Genomic DNA, 16,433 nt, shown 5'->3' on the forward strand with positions numbered 1-16,433 from the left:
TCGGATCGTTCGCTTCGTCCCTGGGGTTCCCGATTAACGATCGTAGCCTGCAGCGTACTCGCTGCACTCACGTGGACCCATTCGGCCGCGGCGCACGGGGCCGACGTGGTCATGATGGAAGCGCGCCTCGATGGAGACGACGTGGAGGCCATCGCCTACCTCGGCCAGAAGCCCACGATGCGCATGCTGGTCGGCCGCGACGATCGACCGGTCAACCTCGAAACGATCGCCGGACACGAGGAGGCCATCCTCGCGCACCTCCGGTCCACCATGGGCTTCCGCACGGAAGTGGGCACCTGCGAGGCGGGCGCCGTTCTGCGTCTGGACAAAGACCCCGACGGTGAAGCGGTGCGCGTGGTGCGCCGCTACCATTGCCGCGGCGCGAGCAAATCGGGCATCGAAGCCACCTTCCGCCCGTTCCTCGCCGACCAGCCCTTCAAGATCTTCCTGCTCGGCATCTTCTTCGCGAACGGAAAGACGCAAGCCCACACCTTTACGGGAAGCCCCATCTGGCTCCACCCCGAAACCTTCGGCGAGCCCGCCCGCGCCGATCGGCTCGCCCTTTTTCCCGCGCTCTTCCCCCCACTCGAAAGGCCGTCCGCCCCGCAAATCCTCCGCGGCGGCCTCACCGCCCTCTTCGCCACCGCCGGCCTCGTCGTCCTCGCGCTCATCGGCCTCGGCGCCCGCCGCATCCACCGTCAACCGAGCGGATAGGGTCGACGGCGCCCCGGGGTCGGAGCATGCTTTGCACCATGGCGATGACAATCGACCACATCTTGGCCGAAGCGCTGGCACTTCCCGAAGGCGACCGCGCCAAGCTCGTCTCCAAGCTGCTCGCAAGCCTGCCTGCCAGCCCTTCCGCCGCTCCGCCGCGCCGGCTTTCGGACTTGGCCGGCCGCGGGGCGGGCATCTGGGGCGACGATTCCACAGCCACGCTCGACCAACAGCGTGACGAATGGCGCTAGCCGCACCGCTGGCGAGCGCACGCCTCATCGCGCTCGATACTTCGACGTTCATCTACCTCATCGAAAAGCATCCGGCGTTCTTCGGCACCGTCGAACCCATTTTTACGGAGGTGGATGCCGGTACCGTGAAAGCTGTCACGTCCGTCCTCACGTTGCTCGAGGTGCTCGTCAAACCGATCGAGACGGGGGCTACGGCGCTCGCGGATGACTTCCGCGCCACCGTGACGGTGTCGGCCAATCTTCGGGTCGTCGACGTCGACCGCGCGATCGCGGAACGCGCGGCCGAGATCCGAGCTGGGTATGGATTCCGAACGCCCGATGCCATTCACCTGGCGACCGCACAGATGGCAGGAGCGGACGCCTTCATTACGAATGACGAGAGGTTACGACGCTTTCCCGAAGTCGCCGTCGTGACCTTGGGGATGCTGCTCGGATCTTCGTCGGGTATGTGAGCTCGCCGCTAGCTCGCGAGCGACTCCAAAATGTCGTTCGCGTCCAGCTCCTCCACCTCGTCATCGACGTCGATGCACACAGTCTGCGGAACGCCCCCCGCCAATTCGCGCCCGCCCTCGAAGGTGAAGACGCCGCTTTGCGGGTGCCGGCACTCTTTTTCGAACGACACGGCGTGGCAGTGATCGCAGACGGTGAGCTTGCGGCGGTAGTCTTGGGGCCGCATCAAGTAGTCGGCGGCGAAGAGCGACAGCACGCGGTCGGCCAGGCGGAGCGCGGTGTGGTTCATCGCGATGTACAGAACGCGCCCGCTGCCCAGCTTCAAGGTGGCCACCGAGCCGGAGCGGACGGCGGCTTCGGCGAAGCTTGGGTCGCCCGTGAGGACGTGATCGAGCGTGTCCAGCACTTCCTCGCGGACCTTGTCCACGAGATCGACCACCGTTTCTTTGGCGACGGTGCCCGGATTTCGCGGGCCGACGCCGCCGCCGTTGCCGCGTAGGGTCGCGAATTGGTACGAGCCCACGAGCCAATCGGCGAGATCGCGCTTGCTCCAGCGCCGTGTCTCGAGGAAGGACACGCCGGCTTCACGGCATGCGCCCGCAACCTCCGCCGGGTCCAGCGAAATACGGTCGAGTTGAGACGGTAGCCGTTGCATGGTCACCTTATAAGCAAGGCACGTGCTACTCGAATTGTCCCTGCGCGCATTCGCAGGAGACCCCGTGAGCCAATGCCCGAGCATACCAAGTTTGCTCGCCCGTGTACCCCCTTGCGAAGTCCTCCGCACAACTTTCCTGGGCAAGTCTTAACGTGAGCTGAGGCCTTTGGGGGCCTCCACCCGGGGTCCCTCGGTCGCATCCCCTGGTCTGCACCACCGTCACCGCCCCCAGACAGCAGGCGTGATGACGCGAAACCTCAAGGAGTCCCGAGCGACTTCTCCATGAGAAGCCCAAGCTCACCACCCCGCACCGGGGCCGCGCGCGCCATGGTCCCGCAGCCAATTCCGCCGCGTTCGGGACACCTCGCGGCGGTGGCGCCCGCTGACACGCGTGTCAGTTGAAGCCGAAGCATCTGACTTTGGACTTTGCTTGCGAGGAGAAAGCGGGTACCACCTTGGAACTGACACGCGTGTCCAGAAGAACACCGATCGCACTTCACGACGAGACGGGAGAAGGCAATGGCGGGAGCAGGTAGGCAGCTTGTCATTGGTATGGACGTGGGGTCGACGACGGTAAAAGCGGTCGTGGTCGATCCCGCGACGAAGCAGATCCTCTGGAGCGACTACCAGCGTCACCACACGAAGCAGCCGGAGTACGTGCTGGCGATGCTCGAGACGATCCTGGCGGCCTTCCCAGAGAAGGAGACCGGCGGCGCACCTTGGAAGATGTTCCTCACCGGTTCGGGTGCGGGCCCTCTTTGCGCGCCAACCGGTGGGAAATTCGTCCAGGAGGTGAACGCGGTTTCGCTCTCCGTGGAGCACCTCCATCCCGACTGCGGCTCGGTCATCGAGCTGGGTGGTCAGGATGCAAAAATCATCATGTTCAAGTCGGGCGGGAAGGACGAGGGCGAGAAGACCGCCACCGCCTCCATGAACGACAAGTGCGCCTCCGGCACCGGCGCCACCATCGATAAGTGCTTCCTCAAGGTGAACGCACCCCCCGAGCTGGTCACCTCCCTGCGCTTCGACGACTCGAAGCTGCACCACGTGGCCGCCAAATGTGGCGTGTTCGCCGAGACCGACATCGTCAATCTGATCAAGAACGGCATCCCCGCCACCGAGGTCCTCTGCTCCTTGGCCGACGCCATCGTCTTGCAGAACCTCAGCGTGCTCACGCGCGGCGGCACCCTCAAGCACAAGGTGTGTCTGCTCGGAGGACCCAACACCTACCTGCCGTTCCTGCAGGATTGCTGGCGCTTGCGCATCCCCCAAACCTGGGAGGAGCGCGGCTACGACTACCCCAAGGACATCCCGATCGAAGAGCTCATCTTCGTTCCGCAGAACTCGCAGTACTACGCGGCCCTCGGCGCGGTGCTCTATGGTCTGCACGAAGACGCGGCCGTGGGCGTGCTCGATGCCACGCTCCAGGGCCTGCGCGATTACATGACCACCGGCCGCAAAGCGCGCCTGGGTGAGTCGGCGGGCCCGCCGCTCTCCAAGAACGAGGACGAGCTCTCGCAGTTCCGGCAGGTCTACTCGATCGCCAAGTTCCAGCCCATGAAGCTCGAGCCGGGCAGCGAGGTGAAGGCGGTCATCGGGCTCGACGGAGGGAGCACCTCCAGCAAGGCCGTATTGGTCGATTACGATACGGGAAATATCATCTGCAAAGGGTATCAGCTCTCCAAGGGCAACCCCATCGTCGATACCAAAGATCTCCTGCAGCAGCTCCGCGACTACGTGGAAAAAGACCAGGGCGCGAAGCTCACGGTCATGGGCTTCGGCGCCACCGGATATGCGGCCGACGTGCTCCAGGAGTGCGTCAATTCCGACGTGAACGTGGTCGAGACGGTGGCGCACATGATGAGCGCCGTCCACTTCTTCGGCGACGTGGACGTGATCTGCGACATCGGCGGGCAGGACATCAAAGTTCTATTCATGAAGAACGGCGATATCGCCAATTTCCGATTGTCGAATAGCTGCTCGGCCGGCAATGGCATGTTGCTCCAGGCCACCAGCGACTCGTTCGGCGTGCCGGTCACCCAATACGCCGACGTGGCCTTCAAGGCGGAGCTCGCGCCCAAGTTCTCGTACGGCTGCGCGGTGTTCCTCGACACCGACCGCGTGAACTTCCAGAAGGAGGGCTTCTCCAAGGAGGAGATGCTCGCCGGCCTCGCCCAGGTGCTCCCCAAGAACGTGTGGCAGTACGTGGTGCAGATCCCGCGCCTCGCCGCGCTGGGGCGGCGGTTCGTTCTGCAGGGCGGCACGCAGTACAACTTGGCGGCCGTCAAGGCGCAGGTCGACTACATCAAGGAGCGCGTGCCCGACGCGGAGGTGTTCGTGCACCCCCACACGGGCGAGGCGGGCGCCATCGGCGCGGCCATGGAGACCCTGCGCGTGGTGAAGCGCAAAGGGAGCTCGACCTTCATCGGCGTCGAGGCCACCTTGTCGCTCGAGTACACCACCAAGAACGACGAGGAGACCGTCTGCCATTTCTGCGAGAACGAGTGCAAGCGCACCTTCATCGACACGCGCCGCCCCGACGGCACGACCAGCCGCTACATCGCCGGCTTCTCGTGCGAGAAGGGCACCGTCGAGTCCAAGGAGGCGATGCTCGAGCTGGTGGCGGAGCGCAAGAAGATCGCGCAGCAGTTCCCCAACATGGTCGACTACGAGTCGAAGCGCGCCTTCATGCACTTCTACAAAGGCGTGCCCATGCCGGAGGACAAATCGCCGGTCCGCACCGTGGACGTGCGCAAGGGCTTCTTCGGCACCCGCCGGGTGGAGGTCATTCGCCCGTTCAACCGCGCGAGCGCCGAGGTGTGGGAGAAGCGCCGCAGCGTGCGCATCGGCGTCCCGCGCGTGCTCAACGTGTACTCCACCGCGCCGTGGATCCGCGCGTACTTCGAGGCGATCGGCATCCAGCGCCAGAACATCGTCTTCAGCGACGCGACCACCGAGGAGATGTGGGTCGAGGGCGGGAAATACGGCTCGATCGACCCGTGCTACCCGTCGAAGGTGGCGCAGGCGCACATTCACCACCTCTTGTTCCATCAGCACATGCCGGAGAAGAAGAAGCCGCTCAAGTACATCTTCTTCCCCATCCTGACCCACGTGCAGTCGTTCGTGGCCGACACCATGGACAACGCGTGCTGCCCCATCGTGGCCGGCGCGCCCGACGTCATGAAGGCGGCGTTCACCAAGGAGATCGACTTCTTCGCGCAGCGCGGGATCGAGTACCTCGATCCGGCGCTCTCCTTCGCCGAGCCCACCCTCATGGCGCGCCGCATGCTCGAGACCTGGGGGCCGCGCCTCGGGGTGACCGAGGACGAGAACGATCACGCGTGCCGCGAGGCGTGGAAGGCGCTCACCCAGTTCGAGGCCGACGTGGAGGAGAAGGGCCGCGCCATCCTGGAGACGGTGGAGCACGAGGACCGGGTCGCCATCTTGATGATCGGCCGCCCGTACCACTCGGATCCGGGGCTCAATCACGGCATCCCGGAGGAGTTCCAGGTGCTCGGCTACCCGATCCTCTCGATCCGGTCGATCCCCAAGAGCCGCGAGTACCTCGATCGCTACTACAAAGAGGAGCTCGACAAGGGGACCATCAAGTCGCCCCTCGAGCTCAATCACGTGTGGCCCGAGAACTACTCGGCCAACAGCGCGCAGAAGGTCTGGGCGGCGAGCTTCGCGGCGCACCACCCGAACGTGGTCGTGCTCGATCTCTCGTCCTTCAAGTGCGGCCACGACGCGCCCACGTACGGCCTCATCGACTCCATCATCGAGACGAGCAAGACGCCCTACGCCGCGCTGCATGACATCGACGCCAACAAGCCGGGCGGCTCCATCAAGATCCGCGTGAAGACGTACGCGCACGCGCTGAGGCTGCACGAAGAACGCTTGCAGGATGCATCGAGCCGGCGCGCCGAGCTGATGCACGAGCTCGACAAGAAGAAGCTCATGTTGCTCGAGCTCCGCAGCGAGCAGCTCGCGGCGCGCCAGCGCCACACCGGCGATCCGGCGCTCCTGGCCGAGATCGAGGCGCTGCGGGCCAAGGTCCGCGCGTACGAAGCTCCGGTCACCGAGGCGCCGCCCGAGGTGGCCAAGGGGGTCGTGCAGCTCGGACGAAAGACTGCAAACGGGGTGGTGCGCATCCCGAACGCCGCCAATTCCAACGCGAAGACCCGCGCTGCAGCACCTCGGGTGGACGTGGAAGCCGAATCTTTTCTGATGGCCCAAGAAGGGGAGTGACGAATCATGACGACGAACTACGAAGTGCGAGCGAAAGCCAAGCTCCCGGTCATCGACGTCGAAGCGGAGCTCCGCCGTTTCGAGGAAGAAGAGCGCAAGCGCCTGGGGCTCGATCAAGAGACGAACCAGTGGCTCGAGCAGATGGCCGGGCTGACCTTCACCAAGTCCGAGCGATCGAACATCACCTTGCTCATCGGCGGACTGACGTTGGCGCACGACTTCCTCATCGAGGGCGGCCTCAAGGGCGTCGGCTACAACGTGCAGATGCTCGACGCGCCGAACAACGCGGCGCTGCAGTTCGGCAAGGAGTTCGGCAACCGCGGTCAGTGCAACCCCACGTACTTCACGGTGGGTAACCTGATTCAGTACCTGTCGATCTTGCGCGACAAGCACGGCATGTCGTCCGAAGAAATCGTCAAGAAGTTCGTCTTTTTGACGGCCGGCGCCTGCGGCCCTTGCCGCTTCGGCATGTACGTGACCGAGTACCGCAAGGCGCTGCGCGACGCCGGGTTCGATGGCTTCCGCGTCATGCTGTTCCAGCAGACGGGCGGCCTCAAGCAGGCGACCGGCGAAGAGAGCGGCCTGGAGATGAACCCCACGTTCTTCTGGGCGATCATCAAGGGCATCGTCACCGGCGACGTGCTCAACGCCATCGGCTACCGCCTGCGCCCCTACGAGCGCAACCCGGGCGACACCGACCGCGCCCTCGAGCAGGCGAAGAAGGTCTGCTACGCGGCGATGGAGAAGAAGACGAACATCCTGGCCGCGCTCTGGAAGTGCAAGCCGCTGTTCGAGGCGGTGGCCATCGACCGCACATTGCCCAAGCCGAAGGTGAGCATCATCGGCGAGTTCTGGGCGATGACCACCGAAGGCGACGGCAACTACCAGCTGCAGCGCTTCCTCGAGTCCGAGGGCGCGGAGGCCGACATCCAGCTGGTCACGGCGTGGATCCTCTACACGATCTGGGAGGCGCGCCGCGACACCCTGGTGCGCAAGGATCTCAAGGCGCAGGACACGGCCAAGTTCGGGCTCGGCGGCCTCGGTACCTTCGGCGCGATGAAGAAGGTGCTCGCGGTGACGGCGGCCGACAAGCTGGTGCGCGTGCTCTTCCACACGTTCGCCTATACGGGCGGCCTATACGGCTACCACCTGCCGGACATGGACGCGATCGCCGAGATCAGCCACGAGTACTACAACAACGATCTGCGCGGCGGCGAAGGCCACATGGAGGTCGGTAAGCTGATCATGAACGTCGTTCACGCGAAGGCGCACATGACCTTGAGCGTGAAGCCCTTCGGCTGCATGCCCAGCGCGGGCGTCTCCGACGGCGTGCAGTCGGCCATCACCGAGAAGTACCCCGGGACGATCTTCTGCCCGGTGGAGACCAGCGGCGACGGCCGGGTGAACTTCTATTCACGCGTGCAGATGTACCTCTTCAAGGCCAAGCAAGCGGCCCTGAGCGAGTACGAGCGCGTGCTCGAGGAGCACGGGGTGACCCGCGAGCAGGTGCAAGCGTTCCTGGACGCGAACCCGCGCTTTGCGAGCCCGCTGCACAAGGCCCCGCACCGCCACGCCGGCAACGCCGCCGACCTGGTGGCGGAGGTCGCGCCGCACATCACGCAATCGCGCTGGGAGCGCCTGCGCAATCGCCTTACGGCCACCGTGCAGAAGAGCCAGGAAATCGCTCAAAAGTCACCGCACATGGTGATCAAGCTGGTGAAGGCCGCCGCGGAGAACGCACCGGCCGTCACCGAGCGCGTGAAGCAGGATCTGGTCGCCTTTGCCGAGGAGCAAAAGGCCAGCCGTCGCGCGCGCTCGGCCAAGAAGAACTCCGGTCCGGTGGAAGCTCACGCGACGAATTAACCCTCCCGCGGCAAATCCACGACGGCGCCGGACGCCCTCGCAAGAGGTACCGGCGCCGTTCGTCTTTTTACGCTTCGACGGCAAAAGGGGCCGGCGCGTCGGTCGACCTTTTGCGATTCGAGTTAAACCGCCAGGGCGCCCGATGCACCAAAAGGGGTAACCGCCAGGGCGCCAGGTGCGCCAAAAGGGGTTAACCGCCAGGGCGCCAGGTGCGCCAAAAGATTAAACCGCAGGGGCGCCAGGTGCGCCAAAAGGGGCGAGGGAGGTTGGGTTTTGGAGAGAAGCGGGGGATGGGTCAGAAAGATCTCACCCCAAACCCCAATTCCCCTGGAGCCCCTGGCGCCCTGGCGGTTGAAAATCTCGTTCGCTGCGCCCTCAGCCTTCCTCCAAGAGCTCACGCGCGATGCGCAAAATTTGAATCTCGTCGGTGCCGCCGCCAATCTGAAAGAGCTTGGCATCACGCGCCATCATTTCGACGACGCTGCCGGTCATGTAGCCGGAGCCGCCGAAGATTTGCACCGCCTCGAGCGCACACTCGGTGGCCGCACGCGCCGCGTACAGCTTCGATGCGCTGGCCTCGCGCGCGGGCAAATGCACGCCCGTTCGCTCGGCCTCGATTTGCCGCATCCAGAGCGAGTGCATGATCATGCGCGCCGTATAGATCTTGGCGAGCTTCTCCTGCACGAGCTGGAACTCCGCGATCGACTTGCCCCATTGCTCGCGTGACTTGGCGAAGCGGACCGACTCTTCGAGGCATCGATCGACCATCCCGAAGAGCATCGGGATCATGCTGGAGCGCTCTTGCTGCAGCGAGCTGCGCGCCGCTTGGCGGGCGTCGCTCGCGTTGTCGCCGCCGATGACCCGCTCGCTCGGAACGAAGACGTCGTCGAGGAAGACCTCGCCGGTGGGCGACGCGTGCATGCCCATCTTCTTCATGGCCGGGCCGGTGGTGAGGCCCTCGTCCGAGCGCTCCACGATGAAGGAGCGGACCACGTCCTCGGTGCGCGCGTAGATGACGAAGCAGTCGGCGAAGGGGGCGTTGGTGATGAACGTTTTGCTCCCCGACAGGCGGTAGCCGCCCTCGACTTTGTGCGCGCGTGTCTTCATCGAACCGAACGCGTCGCTCCCGGCGCCCGGTTCGGTAAGGCCCCAGGCGCCGATCTTCTCCAAGGTGAACGCGGGCAGGGCCCAGCGCTGCTTTTGCTCGGGGGTGCCGCGCGCAAGCACGGCGCCGCCGAAGAGGCCGAGCGATGCGCCGAACGCGAGCGCAAATCCGGGACAGACGCGGGCCAGCTCCGATACGAGGATGGACATGAGGGCGCTATCGGGCATGCGGGATTTGCGGCCGCCCGGCTCGGCTTTTCTATCTGCGGCCCCGCCCTCGGCAGCCCCGCTGCCGACCAGCGAGCGCGCCATGTCGGCGAGCCCGAACGCCTTCGCCATATCGCGCATGACGGGGTAAATGCTCTCCGTACCCGCCTCCATCCCGAGCACCTTGGGCTCGATCATTTGCGCGCAGTAGCTGCGAATTGCGCTTTGGATCGTTCGTTCTTCTTCGGAAAAGTCGAGCATCGCCACGTCCACCTTTTTGGTAAAGAAGTATCCTATGTCGATGTTGGATCGCATCCCCAAGGAAGTCGAAGGGCTTGCGCGGCGCCTCGAGGAGCGCGGTAAGCGCGCGTGGATCGTCGGCGGCTGTGTGCGCGATCTCCTGCTCGGTCGCGAAGTGTCCGATTGGGATTTGTGCACCGATGCGCTCCCAGCAGAGCTGATGAAGATTTTTCCGCGAGCCATCCCCACCGGCATCGCCCACGGGACAGTCACCGTGATGGTCTCGGGCAAGGGCTACGAGATAACCACCTTGCGCGGCGAGACCACGTACTCCGATGGTCGCCGTCCCGATGCCGTCCACTTTACGGACGATATCGTCGCCGATCTGGCGCGCCGCGATTTTACCATCAACGCCATCGCCCTCGATCCCAAGAGCGGTGTGCTCATCGACCCTTTCGACGGCCAGCGCGATCTCGCCGCGCGCACCTTGCGCGCGGTGGGCGATCCGCGCGAGCGCTTCTCCGAGGACGGGCTGCGCGTGCTGCGCGCCGCGCGCTTCGTGGCGACCTTGGAGGTGGAGCTCGAGCCCCAGACGCGCGCGGCCATCGCCCCCACCCTCGATACGTACCGCAAGGTGAGCATGGAGCGGGTGCGCGACGAGTGGCTCAAGGCGATGAAGGCGAAGAGGCCGTCGCGCGCCTTCGACGTGATGCGCGAGACCGGCATCCTCGGGATCACCTGCCCGGAGCTCCTCGAGGGCTACGGCATGGAGCAAAATCGCTGGCACGCCTACGACGTGTGGCGCCATGGCATGGAGTGCATGGACGCGTGCACCGGCGATCCGGTGCTGCGCGTGGCCGCGCTCCTCCACGACGTGGGCAAGCCGCGCAGCCGCGCGTTCAGCGAGAAGACGCAGGACTACACGTTCTACGATCACGAGCGCATCGGCGCAGAAATTGCGGATCCCATCGCGGCGCGGCTCAAGTTCTCGAACGACGAGCGCGCGCGCATCGTGGACCTCGTGAAGCACCACTTGTTTCACTACACGGACGAGTGGAGCGATGCCGCCGTTCGCCGCTGGATCCGGCGGGTGGGGCCGAACCGGGTGGAGGACTTGTACCTCCTCAACGAGGCCGACGTCCGGGGCAAGGGAAGGGACTTCACCGCCGATTTGCAAGCGCTCGAGGCGCTCAAGGCGCACGTGAAGAAGGTGCGGGAGGCGGGGGATGCGCTGAGTGTGCGCGAGCTCAAGATCAACGGGCACGATCTCATGCGCGACGCGGGGGTGCCTGCGGGGCCCGCGATCGGGCGCGTCCTGAACCAGCTGCTCGAAGAGGTGCTGGCCGACCCTTCGCTCAACGAACGCGAGCGCCTCCTTTCGCGTGCACGCGAACTCGCCTCGAGCTGAGCATTCGTCTACACTGCCGGCCGTCCTTCGTTTAGCCCATCTTTTCGGCCTCCCCGTGCTTCCGGCGCGGGGAGGGGCGACGGTCCATGAATCGAAAACGAATCGCGATCTGCACGCTGGGGGCTGCGCTCTCGTTCGAGGGGCTCGCATGGGCCCAAGCGGCGCCGCCGGCGCCCGAGACGTTCGCCATCGGCGATTGGACCTTTGCCCCCAGCCTGCAGCTTCGCACGCGCGGCGAGTACCGCCACGAGCCGGTCGACATGGGCGGGCGAAACGCCAACGGAACGGTGTCGCGCGTGGAGGACGCGGGCATCGTCTTCGAGCGCTCGCGCCTGGGCCTCGCCGCCGATCGCGGGGCGCTGCACGCGCAGGTGACGCTTCAGGACTCGCACGCCTGGGGGGCGAGCCAATATGGCTTCTTTGCGCCGTTCGAGGCCTACGCCGAGGCGCGCACGGGGAGCTCGCGCGCGGCGTTTCTTCGGGTGGGGCGGCAGGCGGTCGAATGGGGCGATGGGCGGCTGCTCGGTGTCTCCGATTGGCACCCGGTGGCGCGCTCGCTCGACGCCGTGCGCGGACACGTGGCATCGGGCACCTTCGACGTCGACGCGCTGGCCGCGATGCTCGATCAGCCGCAGCCCGCGAGCCCCTCGTTCGGGCAAACCGGCTTCCCCGGCAACGCCACCGGCACGCAGCTCTACGGGCTGCAAATCGCCTGGGCGCTCGATCCGCTCTTTCGGGTGGAGCTCTCGGGGCTCGCCCGCGTCGCGCGCACCATCGCGCAAGGGTCGCGCTTTTATCTGGCGCGCATGCACGGCGAGACGTACACGGGCGATCTTCGCGTCTCCGGCGAAGGGCGCGGGTTCAAATACGCCATCGAGGGCGCGTACCAGCTGGGCACCGCGCGCACCTTGGGGGTCGATCGCAGCGCGTATGCCGTCGCGGCCTACGTGGGGCGCACCTTCGACACCATCGCGCTCACGCCCACCTTGCGCGTCGGCGGTTCGTACGCGTCGGGCGACGATGGACGTGGAAACTACAAGCAATTCGATCCCATTCTGCCCGACATCCACGTGCACCACGGCGGGATGGATATCTTCTCCTGGTCCAACACGGCCGATGTCTCCGCGCGGCTCGCGTTGGTGCCGTGGACCGATGGCGTGCTCGGGTTCGAGTACCGCTATGCGCGTCTGGCCGAGGCCTCGGGCGAGTGGCTCAATGCGACCTTGACCAGCATCGGAAGCAGCGCCGTCGGCGGCGCGACGGAGCTCGGGCACGAGGCGGATGTCTTCGTCTCCTGGCTGCCGTGGCCGTCGCTCGAGCTGCGCGGCGGCTACTCGGCGTTTTTCCTGGGCGATGGGGCGCGCGCCATCGGAGCGGCCCAGGCGCGCGGCGCATCGGGCGGGGTCGCGCCCGACATCGTGTACACGCCGGAGGACATGGCCCACTTCGCCTACCTGCAGGCGAACCTCACGATTCCGTAGGTCGGCTCCGTCGCGGGCTTCGTTGCGTCTGCGCGCCCACGTCGCGTCCGCGCGCTCACTTGCTGACCCAGCGGCGGTTGGGCCCCACGTCGGCGTGGACGAACCAGTCCTTTTGCGTGGGGTAGATGCCCACGCCGCCCTCCCAGCCTGCGGCTCGGATCTGGCGTTCCACGAAGGAGGGCGCGAGCGGACGCACGGCGCCGTCGGGGACGATGCGAAAATCGCAGGCGTGCCCCAGCGAGTGCTGGCTGTGCGAGGCCACGTGGTGCCCTTTTTTTCGCAGCATCTCGTTCAACTTGGGGCTGCGAAAGCCGCTGACGAGCTCGATGCGTGCGCCGGGGTAGCGCGCGACCAAGGTCCGTAGAAGCTCGAGCAGCCGCGGATCGAGGGGCGTGCTGGAGCCGGTGACCCGGTCGGCCAGCAGCCGCGAGAAGCGCTCGATCGAGGGCGAGCGCGCGTCGAACGCGACCCGCTCGCCCGTGTGGACCTGGACGAAGGTGGCGAGCAAGGGCGAATCGTCGGGCGGGGAGCGGCCGTCGGCGAGGTACTCGGCCCCTTTTTTCTTCGTGAGGCCCAGCGCATGGTGCACCGACGCATCCGCCTCGAGCGGCGCCGTGACCGCGCTCGAAACGATGCCTGCGAGAAACCCCAGCCAAAGCCCCTTCACGATTGCTTCTTCAGTCTACGATGAATCCGCCCTTGACGAGGAGCCCCCTCATCGGGCGACGATTTGCAGGGAAAGGGAGACGCCACCATGACCATCGCGCGCGACGAAGGGCCAATCACGCATCGGAGGCCTGCTGGGCCCGATCTCTACTTCGTCTCCGCGATGCCCAAAAAAGCTCGCGCGGTGGTGGGCATCCTCCCCGGCTATGCCGACCACGCCGCCCGTTACACCCATGTGATGGATGCCTGGGCCGAGCGCGGCATCGGCAGCGTCGCGCTCGACATGCGCGGTCACGGGCGCGCGCACGGGACCCGCGGCCACTGCGTGCGCTTCGACGAGTTTCTCGACGACGCGGGCGAGGTGGCGCGTCTTTTGGGCGAGCGCGCCAAAGGCGTTCCGGCGTTCCTGATGGGCCATAGCTTCGGCGGCCTGGTCGCGACCCATAGCGTGCTGGAGTCGGCGCGATCGTGGCGGGGGCTCTTGCTCACGGGGCCCTATTTCGGTCTCGCGCTTCAGGTCCCGCGCGCCAAGCTGGCGCTGGGTCGTATCGCATCGCGCATCGTGCCGAAGCTGGGGCTCCCCACGGGCATCGCCGGAAAAGATCTGACCCACGATCCGGTGCGCGCCCGCGGCTACGAGGAAGATCCGCTGGTCTTTCCGCTCGCCCGCGCCCGGTGGTTTCGCGAGACCGTCAAAGCGCAAGAGCGCCTCTTTCAGCGCACCTCGGAGATCGCGCTGCCGCTGTACATCGCCTTCGGCGGCGCCGATCCGGTCGCCAAGCTCGAAGCCGGCAAGCAGTGGTTCGACGCCGTTCGCTCGCCCGATAAGACGTGGGATCCGCGCGAGGGGCTGCTGCACGAGGTGCTCAATGAGCTCTCGTGGCGCGACATCGCCGATACGATGGCGACTTGGATGCTCGATCGGGCGAAGTAAAGGCGCGGGCGCGAGATGCGGGCGCGCTGCGGCGCGAATGGGGGCCGGCGATGTGCTAGCGCAGGCACACGCCGATGGTCTTGCCCTTCGTGCTGACCGGCGCGCAAACGCCCGCCTCGCACTCCGGGTTGGTGCCGCACACGATGGCGCCTGCGTCGCGGACGGCCACGCCGCACGCGGGCTCGGCGCTGCAATACGTTCGCCGGATGCCGGAGATGAAGCCGTTGAGAGGGCACGTTGCGCTCGTCACGGGGACGCCGTCGAGGCAGCACGTGGGCCTGCTCGGATCGGTGCAGTCCGACGACTCGTCGCACTCGAAGTCGGCGCCGCCCGCGTCGACGGGCGCCTCGCAGGCAACGCCGGCGGGGTTGCACGTCGAATCGAGCCGCGCGTTGGTGGGGTACACGCAGCAGTGCTCGCCAAGCGCGCAGCTCCGCCGGCCTCCATCCGCCATGAAGGTGCAGTAGGTGCCCGCCGCGGGCGAGGGGCGCAAGACGAGCGGCGCGCCGCAATCGACGGGGGCGTCGAGGCCCGCGTCGTCCTCCGAGCCGGCGTCGTCGCCGCCCCCATCACCGAAGCGCGCATCGGCGCGCGAGGCGTCGTGTCTGGTGGGGAAGCCCGTTCCACCCTCGGAGCACGCCGCGAGCTCGATGCCCGCCGCCGCCAACGCGACCGCCCCGCCCGCGAACCAACGCCACCGCCCCGCCCTCATCCGGACATAGCACCCGGCCTCGCGGCCCGAGTCAATCACGCGGCATCGCCGTCAGCAGCAGGCGCGCGGCCTGCGGCAGGCGTCGCGGTCAGCGGGCGGCGTCGCGGCCTGCGGGAGGCGTCGCGGTCAGCGGGCGGAACGCCCCTCGAGCCAGCGCGGTAGCCGAACTTGGAGCGGCGTAAACACGGGGTCGACCCCCAGGCGCTTGCGGCGCTCCGCTTCCCACCTCGGGACCTTGGCCGCCACGATGTTCGCGAAGGTCGCCAAGGTGATGCCGGCGAAAATATCGATCAGGTAGTGCCAGCGCAGGAACATGGTCGCGATGATGATCTGCCCTGCGAAGAAGCCGACGACCGGCCACGAGTACTTGAACGGCAGATGCTTGCGGTGCCGGTACGAGAAGATCGCCAGGAACGTTGGCGCGGCCGTGTGGAGGCTCGGGAAGATATCTTTTTGGGCGCCGCCAGCTTCCACGGCTTCGCGGACCAGACCCCAGAAGAGACCGCCGGAGAGCTGATTCTTGAACTGCCCCGCCAGGTGCGCGTACGGCCCATAGCCAGGCACCACCATGTAGAGCGTGTGGGCCGTGCAGAACACCACGCACACCCCCAAGCCGAACTGCGTGAGCAGCTTCTCGTTCCGCACCGCCAAGAGGAACGGAATGACGTGCGCGATCAGGATCGCAAAGTAACTGAAGTAGAAGAACGCGAACCACTCGGTGGTGGCGGGGGTCACGTACTTGTCCCAGGCGAGGGAAGGCTCGAAGCCGAAGACCTTCAAATCGAAGGCGAGGATGTTCGCGTCGAGCGAGTACGGGCTGGCAGCCGGCAAAATGTCGCGCAGCTGAAAGTACGTGAGGAACACCGCGCCGAACATCGTAAAGCGGTACACCACCGAGCTGGCGAGGCTGCCGCGCGGGAGCAACCCTCCGCGCGTGAGGGCGAGGCCCAACCCTACGAGCCCCACGTCGACCAGCACATGCTCGATGCACCGCACGCGACCGGGCCCATGGCCGAAAAACAACGCCAGCAGGATCACCGTGAAGTAGCTCATGACGAGCCAGTCCTGCGCCGCCAGACTCCACCAGAAGCGCGAGGCAAACGTCAGACGCGTGCCGTCCGAAAGCTCGGAGGCATCGGCGTGCGACGGGCTCATCGATTTATCGAGGTACTGCGGGGTCATAGCGAGTCGGTTGGGCTCCGCGGACGGCACACCCCGGCTTTACCGGAGCACCGTCGAATCGGGAAGGTGTCGTCGAGGTGACGATGCGGATGCAGGTTTCTGACCATGGTCCGTCGGCACGCCGCACACAACCGTGGAACGTACTTTGCCCGATCCTTACGTGAATTATGGCCGGTGTCCGTGAGGCTTCAACGGCTGCTGTAGGCCGAAGTGCCGCGAATTTATCTTCGCAGTGCGAATGATGGGTAACAGACCGCGCCCTGCAGGCAGGTCACATGGTCGTTGGCGACCGCTCAGACGCAAGGGAACGTCGTTCAT

At 66.1% G+C, this 16,433-nt stretch carries 13 protein-coding genes; 8 read left to right on the top strand and 5 right to left on the bottom strand.

The features are described from left to right. The first annotated feature begins 111 nt into the window (after positions 1–111). Genes LZC94_08285 through LZC94_08295 form a run of 3 tightly spaced genes read left to right on the top strand, consistent with a single transcriptional unit; the run spans position 112 to position 1,417 of the window. Positions 112–714 (top strand): hypothetical protein, encoded by a 603-nt coding sequence (locus LZC94_08285; GenBank protein ID WXB17267.1) that lies wholly within the window; start codon positions 112–114, stop codon positions 712–714. Between the two features lie 38 nt (positions 715–752). Further along, complete coding sequence (locus LZC94_08290) at positions 753–965, top strand: hypothetical protein (GenBank protein ID WXB17268.1); 213 nt, start codon at positions 753–755, stop codon at positions 963–965. After that, entirely contained in the window at positions 956–1,417 is a 462-nt protein-coding gene (locus tag LZC94_08295) for a PIN domain-containing protein (GenBank protein WXB17269.1), read from the top strand. The genes LZC94_08290 and LZC94_08295 overlap by 10 nt, the downstream gene beginning before the upstream one ends. An 8-nt stretch (positions 1,418–1,425) precedes the next feature. Here LZC94_08295 and LZC94_08300 read toward each other — a convergent pair whose 3' ends face one another. Next, positions 1,426–2,070 carry a hypothetical protein gene (locus LZC94_08300; GenBank protein ID WXB17270.1) on the bottom strand — a complete coding sequence of 215 codons (645 nt, stop codon included), beginning with the start codon at positions 2,068–2,070 and terminating at the stop codon, positions 1,426–1,428. Between the two features lie 552 nt (positions 2,071–2,622). Here LZC94_08300 and LZC94_08305 point away from each other — a divergent pair. Next, positions 2,623–6,318: an acyl-CoA dehydratase activase-related protein gene (locus tag LZC94_08305; protein WXB17271.1), complete on the top strand. Its 3,696-nt coding sequence runs from the start codon at positions 2,623–2,625 to the stop codon at positions 6,316–6,318. 6 nt (positions 6,319–6,324) lie between these two features. Next, positions 6,325–8,181 (top strand): 2-hydroxyglutaryl-CoA dehydratase, encoded by a 1,857-nt coding sequence (locus LZC94_08310; GenBank protein ID WXB17272.1) that lies wholly within the window; start codon positions 6,325–6,327, stop codon positions 8,179–8,181. A gap of 375 nt (positions 8,182–8,556) precedes the next feature. Here LZC94_08310 and LZC94_08315 read toward each other — a convergent pair whose 3' ends face one another. Further along, positions 8,557–9,753 carry an acyl-CoA/acyl-ACP dehydrogenase gene (locus LZC94_08315; protein ID WXB17273.1) on the bottom strand — a complete coding sequence of 399 codons (1,197 nt, stop codon included), beginning with the start codon at positions 9,751–9,753 and terminating at the stop codon, positions 8,557–8,559. 34 nt (positions 9,754–9,787) lie between these two features. Here LZC94_08315 and LZC94_08320 point away from each other — a divergent pair, with 34 nt between their 5' ends. Together LZC94_08320 and LZC94_08325 are read left to right on the top strand one after the other, a co-directional pair. Continuing rightward, positions 9,788–11,140 carry an HD domain-containing protein gene (locus tag LZC94_08320; protein ID WXB17274.1) on the top strand — a complete coding sequence of 451 codons (1,353 nt, stop codon included), beginning with the start codon at positions 9,788–9,790 and terminating at the stop codon, positions 11,138–11,140. Between the two features lie 86 nt (positions 11,141–11,226). After that, on the top strand, positions 11,227–12,621 hold the full coding sequence (locus tag LZC94_08325) for an alginate export family protein (GenBank protein ID WXB17275.1): 1,395 nt from the start codon (positions 11,227–11,229) through the stop codon (positions 12,619–12,621). 55 nt (positions 12,622–12,676) lie between these two features. Here the strand turns inward: LZC94_08325 and LZC94_08330 are convergent, their stop codons facing one another. Further along, positions 12,677–13,288 carry a DUF882 domain-containing protein gene (locus tag LZC94_08330; GenBank protein WXB17276.1) on the bottom strand — a complete coding sequence of 204 codons (612 nt, stop codon included), beginning with the start codon at positions 13,286–13,288 and terminating at the stop codon, positions 12,677–12,679. Between the two features lie 87 nt (positions 13,289–13,375). On the opposite strand from LZC94_08330, the gene LZC94_08335 reads away from it, so the two are divergent. Next, a complete protein-coding gene (locus tag LZC94_08335; protein WXB17277.1) occupies positions 13,376–14,221 on the top strand; it encodes a lysophospholipase in 846 nt (281 codons plus the stop codon). Positions 14,222–14,276: 55 nt separating this feature from the next. On the opposite strand, the gene LZC94_08340 is transcribed toward LZC94_08335, so the two are convergent. Both LZC94_08340 and LZC94_08345 read right to left on the bottom strand, forming a co-directional pair. Beyond that, positions 14,277–14,972, bottom strand: coding sequence for a hypothetical protein (locus LZC94_08340; protein WXB17278.1), 696 nt, complete (start codon positions 14,970–14,972; stop codon positions 14,277–14,279). Between the two features lie 87 nt (positions 14,973–15,059). Continuing rightward, positions 15,060–16,088 carry a phosphatase PAP2 family protein gene (locus tag LZC94_08345; GenBank protein ID WXB17279.1) on the bottom strand — a complete coding sequence of 343 codons (1,029 nt, stop codon included), beginning with the start codon at positions 16,086–16,088 and terminating at the stop codon, positions 15,060–15,062. Positions 16,089–16,433: the final 345 nt, after the last annotated feature.

The organism is Sorangiineae bacterium MSr11954, assembly GCA_037157815.1.
Lineage (GTDB): Bacteria > Myxococcota_A > Polyangia > Polyangiales > Polyangiaceae > Pendulispora > Pendulispora albinea.